This is a genomic window from Streptomyces viridochromogenes (assembly GCF_001270495.1).
Taxonomy (GTDB): Bacteria; Actinomycetota; Actinomycetes; order Streptomycetales; family Streptomycetaceae; genus Streptomyces; species Streptomyces viridochromogenes_A.
Window position 1 is genome coordinate 80,309 of sequence record NZ_LGUR01000197.1, and the last position, 14,897, is coordinate 95,205.

Annotated in this window: 11 protein-coding genes and 2 tRNA genes; 11 read left to right on the plus strand and 2 right to left on the minus strand. The window is 71.0% G+C overall.

Annotation, left to right across the window (positions count from 1 at the left end):
- Positions 1-35 precede the first annotated feature (35 nt).
- The 4 genes from ADK36_RS21415 (at position 36) to ADK36_RS21425 (ending at position 1,146) form a co-directional block, all read left to right on the plus strand.
- Positions 36-108, plus strand: a tRNA-Ala gene (locus tag ADK36_RS21415).
- Positions 109-437: 329 nt separating this feature from the next.
- Positions 438-611: a hypothetical protein gene (locus ADK36_RS48045; protein ID WP_107083820.1), complete on the plus strand. Its 174-nt coding sequence runs from the start codon at positions 438-440 to the stop codon at positions 609-611.
- 3 nt (positions 612-614) lie between these two features.
- A complete protein-coding gene (locus ADK36_RS21420) occupies positions 615-848 on the plus strand; it encodes a hypothetical protein (RefSeq protein ID WP_003976229.1) in 234 nt (77 codons plus the stop codon).
- A 225-nt stretch (positions 849-1,073) separates the two neighbouring features.
- A tRNA-Ala gene (locus ADK36_RS21425) sits at positions 1,074-1,146 on the plus strand.
- Positions 1,147-1,301: 155 nt separating this feature from the next.
- Here ADK36_RS21425 and ADK36_RS21430 read toward each other — a convergent pair.
- The gene (locus tag ADK36_RS21430) at positions 1,302-2,912 is read right to left on the minus strand and encodes an NADH-quinone oxidoreductase subunit NuoF family protein (RefSeq protein ID WP_048583905.1); all 1,611 of its coding nucleotides are present in this window, start codon (positions 2,910-2,912) and stop codon (positions 1,302-1,304) included.
- Entirely contained in the window at positions 2,909-4,267 is a 1,359-nt protein-coding gene (locus tag ADK36_RS21435; RefSeq protein WP_199830219.1) for a ferric reductase-like transmembrane domain-containing protein, read from the minus strand. The genes ADK36_RS21430 and ADK36_RS21435 overlap by 4 nt, the downstream gene beginning before the upstream one ends.
- A gap of 458 nt (positions 4,268-4,725) precedes the next feature.
- Between ADK36_RS21435 and leuS the strand changes: the two genes are divergently transcribed.
- From leuS to ADK36_RS21470, 7 genes are all read left to right on the plus strand, one after another.
- Positions 4,726-7,608, plus strand: a complete 2,883-nt coding sequence (gene leuS, locus ADK36_RS21440) for a leucine--tRNA ligase (RefSeq protein ID WP_048583907.1) — start codon at positions 4,726-4,728, stop codon at positions 7,606-7,608.
- Positions 7,609-7,797: 189 nt separating this feature from the next.
- Entirely contained in the window at positions 7,798-8,553 is a 756-nt protein-coding gene (locus ADK36_RS21445) for a hypothetical protein (protein ID WP_048583918.1), read from the plus strand.
- A 93-nt stretch (positions 8,554-8,646) separates the two neighbouring features.
- Positions 8,647-9,492: a DegV family protein gene (locus tag ADK36_RS21450; protein WP_048583908.1), complete on the plus strand. Its 846-nt coding sequence runs from the start codon at positions 8,647-8,649 to the stop codon at positions 9,490-9,492.
- A gap of 431 nt (positions 9,493-9,923) precedes the next feature.
- The gene (locus tag ADK36_RS21455; protein ID WP_078942619.1) at positions 9,924-10,796 is read left to right on the plus strand and encodes a ComEA family DNA-binding protein; all 873 of its coding nucleotides are present in this window, start codon (positions 9,924-9,926) and stop codon (positions 10,794-10,796) included.
- Positions 10,793-13,729: a ComEC/Rec2 family competence protein gene (locus tag ADK36_RS21460; protein ID WP_078942620.1), complete on the plus strand. Its 2,937-nt coding sequence runs from the start codon at positions 10,793-10,795 to the stop codon at positions 13,727-13,729. Before ADK36_RS21455 ends, ADK36_RS21460 begins: the two co-directional genes overlap by 4 nt.
- A 4-nt stretch (positions 13,730-13,733) precedes the next feature.
- Complete coding sequence (locus tag ADK36_RS21465) at positions 13,734-14,573, plus strand: arylamine N-acetyltransferase family protein (protein ID WP_048583910.1); 840 nt, start codon at positions 13,734-13,736, stop codon at positions 14,571-14,573.
- 109 nt (positions 14,574-14,682) lie between these two features.
- The coding region (locus ADK36_RS21470; protein WP_053198659.1) for a hypothetical protein at positions 14,683-14,897 on the plus strand (215 nt) is incomplete at its 3' end.

The window sequence follows — 14,897 nt, forward strand, 5'->3', positions numbered from 1 at the left end:
TCTTCTTGTTCGCCCCGCCAAGCGGGGAGGAACCAGGGGCTATAGCTCAGTTGGTAGAGCGCCTGCATGGCATGCAGGAGGTCAGGAGTTCAATTCTCCTTAGCTCCACAGCGAGACAACAAGATCCCGCCGATCACTTCGATCGGCGGGATCTTCTGGTATCCACGGCGGGCGCCCGGACCAACGGCCGGGTCGGCGCGGCCGGTTCGTGCGCGGCATCGACCTTCGCCGAACTGTTCGGGTCCGGCTTGAGTCACTCGGGCCCCGCCAGGCGTATACCTCTCATGAGGCGCTTTGGGGTGCATGTGTACACGGTCCGTACGGCTGCGGAGGCTGCCGTGTCCGGACTGGTACTGAGGCGTCGCTGACCGTATTGGTCCGGCCGTGGCAGAATCAAACGGCCGGAAGGGGGCGCGGCCCGACGGGAGGGAGTAGCGATGCCTGCGAGCATCTTCGAGGAGGTCGGTGACCTCTTCGAAGCAGCTTTGACACGGGATACGATCACCCGCCTCAGCTGTCCTTCCTGCGGCTCCGCCCATGTCGCCCAGCTTCTCGGCGACAACGGCGGAATTTCCTACGTGTGCACGGCCTGCGGCCACAGCTGGAGCTGATCGATGGGTGCACACAGGCGAAAGTGCGACTGGTGCGGCAGCGGAACGCCGATCGTCCGTGACATGGAACCGGTGAACCCCGACTACCAGTACTGGTGCGAGGAATGCGCGCGGGCGCTGATCATAAAAGGCGACCCGATCGAGACCTACCGTGAACTCGAGGGTGAGCCGATCTACGGCCGTCTCCTTGAAGAGCACTGCACGCTCAAGCGCTTCTATTCCTTCGTCACGGCTTGAGGCCGGCCGGGGCGGACCACACCAACTTGGTGCCGATTTGGTGCAGTTCATGCCATACGGGGCCGCGAACGGTGGGCAGGTGGTCGGCAGCGGGGCGGCGCGATCACGGTCGCGGAATCCGACATTAGTGTGCGTATCGGTGTCGATTGGAAACGATTTGGTGCTGCACAGGGTCGCCCGGTAATGTTGGCGTCGCCGCCGGGGAAACCGGGCGGAACAAAGCAAGGGGCTATAGCTCAGTTGGTAGAGCGCCTGCATGGCATGCAGGAGGTCAGGAGTTCAATTCTCCTTAGCTCCACAGCAAGATCCCGCCGGATCGTACCGATCCGGCGGGATCTTTTCGTTTGCGGACACCGCTGGTCTCGGCGGTGGTTGACGAAAGCGTGGGGATGCGAAAGAGGGGCCGTCCGGTGCGGACGGCCCCTCTACGCGTGCGTGCCCGAGCGCAGGGCCTCAGCGGCCCAGGGCGCGTCTGCCGCGGCCCTGGGAGAGGACCGGCAGGTTGCGGGACGACTCCTGCGCGCGCGTGTCCTCCTCGATGCGCAGGGCGAGGGCGGGGCAACGGCGTACCGCACGCAGGGCCTTGGCCTCGGCGTAGCGCGGGACCTTCGCCTGGGCGACGGTCGGGAAGCCGTCGGCGCCCAGCTGGAAGACCTCCGGGAGGATGTCCGCGCACAGGCCGTGGCCGCGGCACAGCGTCCAGTCGACGTAGATCTTCTGGCGGCTGGGGCCGTTCTCCTCCGACTCGGCGCCGCCCGGGATGCCCGACGGGGCCCTGCCCCCCTCGAAGAGCGGCAGAACGCCCTCCACGGGCCGTCCGCAGCCGTTGCCGAGGACATGGGCGGCCAAGTCGTCGGTGAACGCCTTGATGGTCGACTCCAGGAACATCGCGGAGCCGTCCGGGTGCGAGCACGCGCCGCGCCGCTTCACGTTCTTGGCGACCTGCTTGAGCGCCTCCAGGGCGGCCGGACCACCGCCGTTGAGGATGTCCTCCAGGCCGCGTGCGGCAGCCGGCAGACCGAGGTAGCAGGGGCCGCACTGGCCCGCGCTCTCCTCGGCCAGCCACTGCGCCACCCGCAGCGACTCGCCCAGTGGGCAGGTCTCCTGAGTGATCGGCAGGATCGCGCCCGCCCCGAGCGCGCCGCCCACCGCGTCCAGGGAGTTGCGCGAGACGATCGCCTCGTTGACCGTCGCCGCGTCGATCCACTTGCCGTGGTAGCCGCCGGTCAGTACGCCTTGGGGGATGGGCGGGGCGCCGGCGAGCTGGAGGACGTAGCGCAGCGGAACACCCGTGGGCACCTCGATGACCATCGGGCGGGCGACCGCGCCGGAGACCGTGAGCATGACGGTGCCCGGCTCGTCGTACAGGCCGGTGTTGCCGTAGCGCTCCGGGCCGATGCGGGCGGCGATCGCGAGCTGCGCGAACGTCTCGGCGTTGGACAGCAGGGTCGGGGCGCCGCCGACGCCGCTCTGTGAGGCGCTGACCTTGCGGCCGGCCGGGATCGCCGGGCCGCCGTCGATCGAGCGGATCAGGGAGGCGGCGGCGCCGGTGACCATGCGCACCGGGTTGCGCTGCACCCACGCGCGTAGAGCGGACCGACGGCTGTTGCTCAGGCCGCGCTCGGCGAGGGCGGCCTCCATGGAGCGCTGGGTCGATTCCCGGGTGACCCCCACCACGAGCGTGCGGGCACCCAGGGCTTCGGCGCACAGCAGCGCGCCGTCCAGGATGAGGTGCGGGGCACGGTTGATCATTACCGTGTCCTTGCGGCAGGCCGGTTCGTCCTCGCTGCCGTTGACGACGACGACCGGCCGTACGCCGCGCTTGATCGCGGCCTCGGCGACCGAGCGCAGCTTCTTGTGGAAGGGGAAGCCCGCGCCGCCGCGGCCCTTCAGGTTGATGTTCTCGGCGAGCTTCGCGAGCTGCTCGCCGCCCATCGGTTCGAGCGGCCCGTGCACCTTGAGGTGCATGGGCAGATCAAGTCTTTCGACAAGGTCGAAGCCCGACGTGAGCTGGGGAAGGCCGACCACGCGGACTTCGGGTACGTCGGGCAGGGCCTCGTTCACTTAAAGCCTCCGGAAGGCGTGTTCCAAGGTTCGCCCGAACCCGGTGCGTCGAAGTCGTAGGAGGCACCGGGCAGTGTTTCAGTGGCGGGACCGCTGTTGTTGTACGTGTCGTTCTGGTTGTACGTACCGAAGACGGCGTTCGTCTCAGCGGTGTCGTACACATCACTCGAGCCGTAGCCCGAAGCGCCCGAGTCATAACCCTGGGCGCCCGAATTGCCATAGACGGGGATGTTGTATCCCGTGTCGTTGAGCGGGTCGTAGGACGACGGGGGCGCCTCGCCCACGGGCGGTGGGGACGGGATCGGCCAGCTGCCCGAGGTGCTGCCGCCGCCGTCGATGCGCGGGATCGCCTCCGTCGGCTGCATGTCCAGGGGCAGGTCCATGCGGGCGGTCTGGTCGGCGAGGTAGGGCTGCTGCTGCCCGCGGGAGCGGGGCGAGACGGCGCGGTAGGCGGCGGCGAAACCGCCCGTGGACTCGGCGGACGAGGGAGCCTGGGAGGGCATGCCGGGCAGCGGGCCCGTCCGCTCGTCGCGGGAGGGCCGCTCGCCGCGCGAGCCCCGTGCCGGGCGCTGGTTCTCGTAGCCGGGCAGCGCGGACCCGGAGGACGCCCTCGCGCGGCTCTCCTCCAGGTCCTCGCGGCTCGCCGACTCGTCGCGCCCGATGAACTGGGCGATCCGGTCGGCGACCTTGCGCTTGACGGGGCGTGGGGCGGCGCGCAGGGCGAGGGCCGCGGCGACGGCGACGACACAGAGTTCGTAGCTGACCATGAAGAACGTCTTCGCCGGGCGGCCGGCGAACAGGCCGTGGATCAGGGCCGCGCACCAGGCCGGGTAGGCCAGCATGTGCATCGCGCGCCAGCGCGCGGCGACCGGCGCCGGGGAGGCGAACTGGTTGCGCAGTGCGCCGGTGATGCCCACGAAGATCATGAGCAGGGCGGCCAGGGAGCCCAGGCCGATGAGGAAGGCGCTGCCGGGGATCTCGTCTCCGCCGGCGAACACCAGGCTGAAGGGGATCAGTGCGGCGAGCGGGCTGGCGTGGTCCAGCGCCAGCTTGACGCCGACGTGCACGAGGAGGAACGCGATCGAGGCCACGGCGGTCACCCGGTGAATGCCCTGCGCGATGATCCGCTGGCGGGTGTTGAGGATCATCCGGTCCTGGGCGACGAGGCCCCAGATCACCGAGCAGGTGAGACAGACGAGCGAGAGGACACCGGCGCCGAAGTTGAGGAACTCCTGGAGCCAGGTGCCGCCGAGCAGCACGACCAGGGGTATGAGCAGCAGAACAGCAGCGGTCGCCACCCCATAGGCCGACCGGCCCGTCCTGGGAAGCGAACTGTTACTACGACGAGGGTTCATGGGGGCAACTCCGAGCGGTTCGGGAAGGCGGTCCCGGTGCCGCACTCTAAGTGGCTCCATACCGGGGGGTACGGCGTTTGAGTTATTGCGTTGTTATCTATGGGCTGTGCGGTGCTTGCGATGTCCCTTAGTGGCTGTTACGCCAGGTAACAATTGAACGTTTTTCAGCTTTTCGATGTCTTCACAACTCTCAGGTACGGAATCGGGGGCGTCGTTGTTCACGCGCGCACCGCCTACGCGCCCCGCCGGAAGCCCGTCGCGGCGCGCTCGGGCGCTGCGGTACCCTGACGCTATGCGTGCCGTACGCCTTCTGCTTAGCGGGCCGCGCTGATCATTCCCGACCACCGGGTGAATCGGATGGTCGGAATCGGCGCGGCGTCCCCTCCTGTGCGAGGGGATTTTTCGTTTCCGGAGAACCGCAGCCGCTGGCAGAGACGATCGATGGAGCTTTGAGGATCATGAGCGAGACGAACCCCGCTGCCGCCGCCGAGGTGGCCGCGCCGCACCGCTACACGGCTGCCATGGCGGCCGACATCGAGGCACGCTGGCAGGACTTCTGGGACGCCGAGGGCACCTACGCGGCGCCGAACCCCAAGGGTGACCTGGCGGGCGACCCCGAGCTGGTTGCCAAGCCCAAGAAGTTCATCATGGACATGTTCCCGTACCCATCCGGTGCGGGCCTGCATGTCGGCCACCCCCTGGGCTACATCGCCACCGACGTCTTCGCGCGCTTCCAGCGCATGACCGGCCACAACGTCCTGCACACCCTGGGCTTCGACGCCTTCGGCCTGCCCGCCGAGCAGTACGCCGTGCAGACCGGCACGCACCCGCGTGTGTCCACCGAGGCCAACATCGAGAACATGAAGGTCCAGCTGCGCCGGCTGGGCCTGGGCCACGACAAGCGCCGGTCGTTCGCCACGATCGACCCGGACTACTACAAGTGGACCCAGTGGATCTTCGTCCAGATCTTCAACTCCTGGTACGACGACGAGGCGAAGAAGGCCCGCCCGATCTCCGAGCTGATCGCGCAGTTCGAGTCCGGTGAGCGTGCCGTGCCCGGTTCTGACGGCGGCACGCGCGCGTGGGGCGAGCTGAGCGCCGCCGAGCGCGCCGACGTCCTGGGCGGGTACCGCCTGGCGTACGCCTCGGACGCGCCGGTCAACTGGTGCCCCGGGCTGGGCACCGTCCTGGCCAACGAGGAGGTCACGGCCGACGGCCGCTCCGAGCGCGGCAACTACCCGGTCTTCAAGGCCAAGCTGCGGCAGTGGAACATGCGGATCACCGCGTACGCCGACCGGCTGCTGGACGATCTGACCGAGCTGGACTGGCCCGAGGCCATCAAGCTGCAGCAGCGCAACTGGATCGGCCGCTCCGAGGGCGCCCGCGTCGACTTCCCGATCGACGGCGAGCGCATCACGGTCTTCACCACGCGCCCCGACACCCTGTTCGGTGCCTCCTACATGGTGCTGGCGCCCGAGCACCCGCTGGTCGAGAAGTTCACCCCGGACACCTGGCCCGAGGGCACGCACGACGTGTGGACCGGCGGCCACGCGACCCCGGCCGAGGCCGTCGCCGCCTACCGCGCGCAGGCCGCCTCCAAGTCGGACGTCGAGCGCCAGGCCGAGGCCAAGGACAAGACCGGCGTCTTCATCGGCTCGTACGCGACCAACCCGGTCAACGGCGAACAGGTCCCCGTCTTCATCGCCGACTACGTCCTGATGGGCTACGGCACCGGCGCCATCATGGCCGTACCCTGCGGCGACCAGCGCGACTTCGAGTTCGCGCGCGCCTTCGAGCTGCCGATTCCCTGCATCGTCGAGCCGACCGACGGGCGGGGCACCGACACCTCGACGTGGGAGGACGCCTTCGCGTCGTACGACGCGAAGATCGTCAACTCCGCCAACGAGGACTTCTCCCTGGACGGCCTGGGCGTCACCGAGGCCAAGGCGCGCGTCACCGAGTGGCTGGAGCGTCAGGGCATCGGCGAGGGCACCGTCAACTTCCGGCTGCGCGACTGGCTGTTCAGCCGCCAGCGCTACTGGGGCGAGCCCTTCCCGATCGTCTACGACGAGGACGGCATCGCCCACTCCCTGCCCGAGTCGATGCTGCCGCTGGAGCTGCCCGAGGTCGAGGACTACTCGCCCCGCACCTTCGACCCGGACGACGCCGACACCCAGCCCGAGACGCCGCTGTCGCGCAACGAGGACTGGGTCAACGTCACCCTGGACCTGGGCGACGGGCCGAAGCGCTACCGCCGTGAGACCAACACCATGCCCAACTGGGCCGGTTCCTGCTGGTACGAGCTGCGTTATCTGGACCCGCACAACGACCGGAAGCTGGTCGACCCGGAGACCGAGCAGTACTGGATGGGCCCGCGCGAGGGCCAGCCGCACGGCGGCGTCGACCTGTACGTCGGCGGCGCCGAGCACGCCGTGCTGCACCTGCTGTACGCGCGCTTCTGGTCCAAGGTCCTGTTCGACCTGGGGCACGTCTCCTCGGTGGAGCCGTTCCACAAGCTGTTCAACCAGGGCATGATCCAGGCTTACGTCTACCGGGACAGCCGCGGTATCGCGGTGCCCGCCGCCGAGGTGGAGGAGCGCGACGGCGCTTACTACTACCAGGGCGAGAAGGTCTCCCGGCTGCTGGGCAAGATGGGCAAGTCCCTGAAGAACGCGGTCACCCCGGACGAGATCTGCGCCGAGTACGGCGCCGACACGCTGCGTCTGTACGAGATGGCGATGGGCCCGCTGGACGTGTCCCGGCCGTGGGACACGCGCGCGGTGGTCGGCCAGTTCCGGCTGCTGCAGCGGCTGTGGCGCAACGTCGTCGACGAGACGACCGGTGCCGTGACGGTGGTGGACACCGAGCCCGACGAGGACACGCTGCGTGCCCTGCACAAGGCCATCGACGGGGTGCGCGGGGACCTGGAGGGCATGCGGTTCAACACCGCGATCGCCAAGGTCACCGAGCTGAACAACCACCTGACCAAGGCGGGCGGTTCGGTGCCGCACTCGGTCGCCGAGGCGCTGGTGCTGATGGTCGCGCCGCTGGCCCCGCACATCGCCGAGGAGCTGTGGCGCAAGCTGGGCCACGAGGACTCGGTCGTGCACCAGGACTTCCCGGTCGCCGACCCGGCGTACGTCGTGGACGAGACCGTGACCTGTGTCGTACAGATCAAGGGCAAGGTCAAGGCCCGCCTGGAGGTCTCGCCGGCCATCTCCGAGGAGGAGCTGGAGAAGGTCGCCCTGTCCGACGAGAGGGTCGTGGCGGCGCTGGACGGCGCCGGGATCCGCAAGGTGATCGTGCGTGCGCCGAAGCTGGTGAACATCGTTCCGGCGTAGGTCTTCGCTCAGGCATTCGGCGATCGGGCCGGGGCCGGCATGACGTCGGCTTTCGGCTCGGCGTGATCTTCGCTCGGGGTGATCCCCTACGGGCAGGTTCGGGGTTCTGCTGGAACTCCGGGCCTGCCCGCTGCGTTTACCGTTGAAGAGTGACGCGGTGTGTGTCGCGACCGGCAGGAGGAGGAGTTCGTGGAAGCAGCGATCGCAGTCGTGGCCCTGCTCTTCGTGCTCTTCGTCGTGCTCGGCGCCTACGCCACGGTGAAGGTGGTCGGCGCCGCGAAGCGCCGCGTCGACGACACCATCACCCATGCCCGGCGCACGGTCGAGGACCACACCCTGCGGGCCAAGTCCTTCGCCCAGCCGGGCCCGGCCGGCGAGCTGGCCCAGCTTCGGCTGAAGCTGCGCACATCCATGCGGGCCACCCAGGACGCCCTGCACGCGGGCGTGACCGAGGACGAGTCCCTCAAGGAGTCCCTCGGCCTCTTCCAGCGTCTCAGTGCGCACGGGCACGAACTGGACGCGGAGCTGAGGCGCCTGGAGTCCGAGCCGGACCGCGCGACGCTCGCCGAGCGCCTGCCCGACCTGCGTGAACGCACCGAGCGCATCGTCCACGCCGCCGACTCGCTGCGCTGGGCGGCCCGCGACCGGGCCCGCCGCTTCGCCGACGACGACCTGGACACCCTCAGCGCGCAGATCGACGTGGAGACCGGCGCCCTGCGGCACTGGCAGACGGAGGATCCCTCGTCCTCGGCTTCGTCCGCGACGCCCCCGCCACCGTGGCCGGAGGCTCCCGCCGCCCAGGCCGAGCCGGCGACCGAGCAGACCTGGCCGGACACCCCTCAGACACAGCGGGCCGAGGAGCCCACCCGGCCCGCCATCACCCCGCCCGGTCCTCGCCCGACGTACCCCTGGCAGAAGAAGACCCGCCCCGAAAGCACCACTTGAGCCCCGGGGAGCACGAGTTGATCCGGTCAAGGCATTCTCAGGTGAGCGGGGTCGGACTGCCGCCCGGGCGCTACGCCAGGTAACCTCCAGCTCATGTCCCGCCATGTCGCGATCGTCACCGATTCAACGGCCTACCTGCCGCCGCGGACGATGGAGCGCCACGGCATCACCTCAGTGCCGCTGACCGTGGTCCTCGGCGGTCAGGCGCTGGACGAGGGCACCGAGATCTCGACCCGTTCCCTCGCCCAGGCGTTGCAGAAGCGACGCCCCGTCACCACCTCGCGCCCCAGCCCTCAGGTCTTCGCGGAGCATTACCGCAAGGTCGCCGAGTCCGGCGCCACGGGCATCGTCTCGCTGCACCTGTCCGCCGAGCTCTCCGGCACCTACGACGCGGCGGTGCTCGCGGCGCGCGAGGCGCCGGTGCCGGTGCGGGTGGTGGACACCGGGATGGTCGCGATGGCACTCGGGTTCAGCGCGCTCGCCGCGGCAGAGGCGGCGGAGGCGGGGGGCACGGTGGACGAGGCCGTCACGGCCGCGGAGAAGCGGGCGGGGGCCACCGCCGCCTACTTCTACGTCGACACCCTCGACTATCTCCGCCGCGGCGGCCGCATCGGGGCCGCGCAGGCCCTGCTGGGCTCGGCGCTCGCGGTGAAGCCGCTGCTACAGCTGGAGGACGGCCGGATCGGCCCTCTGGAGAAGGTACGGACGGCCTCCAAGGCCATCGCCCGCCTGGAGGAGATCGCGGCCGACCGCGCGGGTAGCGCGCAGGTCGACATCGCGGTGCACCACCTGGCCGCCCCCGACCGGGCGTCGGCCCTGGCGGACCGCCTGCGGGCGCGGGTGCCGGGGCTGGCCGACCTGCATGTGAGTGAGGTCGGGGCGGTGATCGGGGCGCATACCGGGCCTGGGTTGTTGGGGGTTGTGGTTTCGCCGCGGTGACGGATGCATGCTCAGGGCCTATAGGGACGGGTCCTCAGGGATGGGACCTCAGCGGAGAGCCACTCGTGTGGGTGGCGGAGTTATCCACAACTGGGCGGTAGTCCCCGGAAATTGAGCAAGATCATCGCGGGTGTGCCGAGGTGTCCGATCCTCGTGGCATGGCACTTCGATCACGCACACACGCACGCACGACGGTAACCAGCGGCCCCGGCCGTGGCCCCCATTCCGACGGCCGCGCCCGCCATCGACGACGCCTGCATGTCCGGGGGCGGGCACGACAGCACCATGCGTCGGCAGCGGAGTTGCGACGCAGGGCGGACGTGATTTTCGCCGAACAGGCCGTGGAGTGGCGGGAGTCGGGAGCGGGGCCGCCACCCGGCGGGGAGGGGTCTGCCCCAGGGGCCGGGCTGGGGGAAGAGCCTGCTCGGCGCATGCAGGCGGCTGTGGGCGTGGACGATCGTTACGCCGACCGGTCCGAGGGGCCGGACGTGCCGGAAGCCGACGCGGGGGCCGGTGTCGGGGCCGGTGTGGGCGGCGGTGTCGGGGACGGGACCGCTGACGCCGATGCCGGGGTCTGGCGGTCGCGGGCCGGGTCGGCTTTGCGGGAGCGGATGCCGGTGTGGTTGCAGGCGCGGTGTGGGCTGGAGCGGCGGAGCGTGGTCGCGCTCACCGTGGTACTCGTCCTCGCCGCCGGGTTCGCCGTGGAGCACTTCTGGGCCGGCCGGGCGCAGTCCGTGCGGGCGCCCGAGGTGGTGCGGGCGGCGACCGCGTACGGCGGAGAGCAGCAGGGCGGGGAGACCGAGCCGGGGGCGTCAGCGGTCGGTGTGTCGGGTACGCCGGGTGCCGCGGGCACCGCCGCACCCGAGATCGTGGTGGACGTCAGCGGCAAGGTGCGCGAGCCGGGTATCCACCGCCTGCCCGCGGGTTCGCGGGTCGCGGACGCTCTGCGCGCGGCCGGTGGAGTGCGTCCCGGCACGAAGACCGACAGCCTCAACCGGGCCCGCTTCCTGGTGGACGGCGAGCAGGTGATCGTCGGAGACCCCGCCGCCGTGCCCGGGGCCGCTCCCGGTGCGGGCGCGGGCGCTGCGGCGGTCCCGGGGACGGCGCCCACCGCCCCGGTCTCCCTCAACACGGCCACCGTGGACCAGCTCGACACCCTCCCGGGCGTAGGCCCGGTCCTGGCCCAGCACATCATCGACTACCGCACCCAGCACAGCGGCTTCCGCTCGGTGGACGAACTGCGCGAGGTCAACGGCATCGGCGACCGCCGATTCGCCGATCTACGGAATCTCGTACGGCCATGAGGCGCGACGTTCGCGCACGCGATTGCGCACCTGACCGCGCACCCGAGCGCCCAGTCGACCGCGCAGCCGACATCGCACCCGACCTCGTGCCTTCCCGCGCCGCCGTTCACGCCGCGTCCGGAAGCCGGCTGGGCGCCTCCCATCCCCGTCAGGAAGGACCGACGGACCTCCGGCTCGTTCCACCGGCGCTCGCCGCCTGGGCGACGGCGGCACTGATGCTGGACGCCCCACCGGGGTGGGCAGCCGGTGCGGCGGTCGTGGGGCTGGTCGCGGCAGGGGTACTGCTTCTGATGCGGCGGCGTGGGGGCGGAGACGGTGAGGTCCGTGGTGGCGAGGGCGGCGATGGGCAGGCCGGAGGTGGCGGGGCCGGTGACGGGCAGGTCGGAGGTGGCGAGGCCAGCGATGGCGGGGCCAGCGATGGCGGGGCCAGCGATGGCGGGGCTGGCGGTGGCTCTCCGGCCAGGCTCAAGCGTTCGGACGGGCTCTCGATCGAGGGCCGTCCGACCGGGCCCGAGCCGGATTGCCCGCCGGGGCAGCTCACCCGGTCGCGAAGTCAGTACTCCGCACCCGTACGCATCTCCTGGCCACGCGCCTCGGTCGCCGCGGTGCTGCTCTGCGTCGCCGCGGCCGCCGTCTCCGCAGGGCTGCACGGGGCCGATCTGCGGCGTGGGCCGGTGCCAGGGCTGGCGCGGGAGTACGCCACCGTGACCGCCGAGGTCGAGCTCACCTCCGATCCCCGGCTGACCCGGCCCCGGGTGAAGGGAGATCACATGGCGCCGACATCCGTGCTGATCAACGCGGATGTACGACGCGTGGAAGAGACGGACGGTACGGCGGTCGTGACGAGGGCGCCGGTGCTGATGATCATCGACGGCGGATGGGGGGCCTCTCGGGACGTCGACGAGACGCAGAGGCCGTCCGGGACCGCCTATGGCATGCCCAGGTCGTCCGGGACCGCCCATGACACGCCGAGGCCCTCCGACGGCCGGCCTTCTCCCTGGCTGAGCCTTCTGCCCTCGACGCGCTTGCGGGTGACCGCGACGCTCGCGCCCTCGCTGATGGACGGGGACCGGATCGCGGCCGTGCTGCGGGTGCGGGACCCGGCGGTGCCGGAGGTCGTGGGGGAGCCGTCGGCGGCCCAGCGGCTGGCGGGGCGGTTGCGGGCCGGGCTGCGGGAGGCGACCGACGGATTGCCGGCGGACGCGCGGGCGTTGCTGCCGGGGCTGGTCGTGGGTGACACCTCGCGGATCACCCCGGAGCTGGACGAGGCGTTCAAGGAGACCGACCTCGCGCACACGCTCGCCGTCTCCGGCAGCAACCTCACGATCATCCTCGCCCTGCTCATCGGCCCGCCCGGTACGGCCCAGCTGGCCGAGCGCCGTGGCCTCGCGCCCCGCCTCGGCATCTCCCTGCGGACGACCGCGCTGCTCGGCGGAGCGCTCACCCTCGCCTTCGTCGTCGTGTGCCGGCCGGACCCGAGCGTGCTGCGCGCAGCGGCCTGCGGGGCCGTCGTGCTGCTCGCCTTGGCGACCGGACGCCGCAGATCGCTGATCCCGGCGCTGGCGACGGCCGTACTGCTGCTGGTGCTGTACGACCCGTGGCTGGCCCGCAGCTACGGCTTTCTGCTCTCGGTCCTGGCCACGGGCGCCCTGCTCACTTTCGCGCCCCGCTGGAGCGCGGCGTTGCAACGGCGCCGGGTGCCTCCGAGGTTGGCCGAGGCGCTGGCGGCCGCGGCTGCCGCGCAGGCCCTGTGCGCGCCGGTCGTCGCGGTGCTGTCGGCCCGGGTGAGCCTGGTGGCGGTGCCGTGCAATCTGCTGGCGGAGTTCGCGATCGCGCCGGCGACCGTGCTGGGTTTCGCGGCGTTGGCCACGGCACCGCTCGCGATGCCGTTGGCCAAGGCGCTGGCCTGGGGCGCGAGTTGGCCGACCGGGTGGATCGCGGACGTCGCGCGGACGGGCGCCGCACTGCCCGGAGCGGGCGTCGACTGGCCCGGCAGCTGGACCGGGGCGGTGCTGCTCGCCCTCGTCACGGTGCTCGTCCTGCTGGCCGGCCGGAGGTTACTGCGGCACCCCTGGTGGTGCGGGGTCTGCGGGGTGCTGCTCCTGCTCGTGGTGGTGCAGCCGCCGCCGCTGACCAGGGCGGTCACGGGCTGGCCGCTGCCCGGGTGGCGGTTCGCGATGTGCGATGTGGGGCAGGGGGACGCGATGGTGCTCGCGGCGGGCGAGGGTACGGGCGTGGTCGTGGACGCCGGCCCGGATCCGACGTTGGTCGACCGGTGTCTGCGCACACTCGGCATCACCAGAATCCCGCTCGTCGTCCTGACCCATTTCCACGCCGACCATGTGGCGGGCCTGCCCGGCGTCCTGCGGGGGCGCGCGGTGGGCGCGATCGAGACGACGGGGCATGAAGAGCCGGTGGACCAGGTGGAGTTCGTGCGTAGGGAGGCGGTTGACCGGCACATTCCCGTGACCCGGGCCGCCGCCGGGGAGGAGCGGCGCACCGGGGCACTGAGCTGGCAGGTCGTCTGGCCGCCGGCCCACCCGTCACACTCCGCGCTGGCTCCGGACGGCCCGAACGACGCCAGTGTCACGCTGCTCGTCCGGTCGGCAGGGCTGCGGCTCCTGCTGCTCGGGGATCTCGAACCCCCGGCCCAGCGGGCGCTGTTGAGATCGCCGGCAGGGGCATTGCTGGGCGGTGTGGATGTGCTCAAGGTCGCCCATCATGGCTCGGCGTACCAGGACCCGGAGCTCATACGCCGGGCTGCGCCGCGGTTGGCGTTGATCAGTTGCGGTGCGGACAACACTTATGGGCATCCGGCTCCCGGCACCGTAGCGGCGCTGCGGGCACAGGGCGCGGTGGTGCTGCGGACCGACGAGGACGGGGCGCTGGCGGTCGCCGGTACGGGCGCGGAGCTGCGGGTGGCGGGAGACTGAGGGCATGGATTCCGTTGAGGTTGATGCCTATCTCCGACGGCTGGGAGTCGAGCACCCGGCGTGGCCCACCGTGGACGTGCTGCGTGAGCTGCATCTGCGCCATCTGCTGACCGTGCCCTTCGAGAACCTGTCGGTCCACCGCGGCGAGGAGATCGTCCTGGAGGAGAAGAGGCTGCTGGACAAGGTGGTGGGGGCGAGACGGGGCGGGTTCTGTTACGAACTGAACGGAGCGTTCGGGGCGTTGTTGGGCGCGCTGGGCTTCGACGTGACGCTGCTGGCGGCGCGGGTCCACGCGGAGGAGGGGAAGCTCGGGATTCCCTACGACCACATGGCGCTGAAGGTGCGGACGGTGGACGGCGGCACATGGCTGGCGGACGTCGGTTTCGGGGCACACAGTCACCATCCACTGGCGTTCGAGGCGCGGGGTGAGCAGGAGGATCCGGCGGGCGTGTTCCGGATCGTCGAGGCCGGGCCGGACGAGGCCGGAGTGCGCGGCGGGCACGACGTGGCGGAGGCGGCGGACCTGGACGTCGTCATGAACGGCAGACCGGAGTACCGGCTGGACCGGCGGCCGCGGGTGCTCGGCGACTTCGTGGCCGGGGCGTGGTGGCACAGCACCTCGTCGGCCTCGCACTTCACGCAGTCGCTGGTGTGTTCGCGGGTGACGGAGGAAGGAGGACGGATCACGCTGAGCGGCCGCACGTTCAAGACGACGGCGGCCGACGGGACACGTGAGGAGCGGGAGCTGGGCACGGACGAGGAGGTGCTGGGGGTGTACCGGGAGCGGTTCGGGATCGAGCTGGACCGGGTGCCGACAGTGCGGAAGCCCAACCGGGACGGCTGATTCGGCAGGGGGTGTCGGGAGGGGGCGGTCGGAAGGGGGGTTGGTCGGGAGGGGGCGCGTGCGCGGACCCCGCACGGGTGCGTCGCTCGCGGTGCCTGAGAATTGCTCCGTGAGCGATGTGAGACATGTGCTGGTGCTGCCCGATCGTGACGCGGCGGAGGAGGTCGCGGGGGCGCTCGGGGAGCGGTTCGGAATCGATGAGGAGCCACGGCTGGTGCGGGACGCGCTGGCCGGGGAGGACGATGCCGAGGACGCGCAGTGGTTGGTGCTGGTGCGGGACGAGGACGGGCGGCTCGATCCGGGGGAGCTGGATGAGTTCGCGGG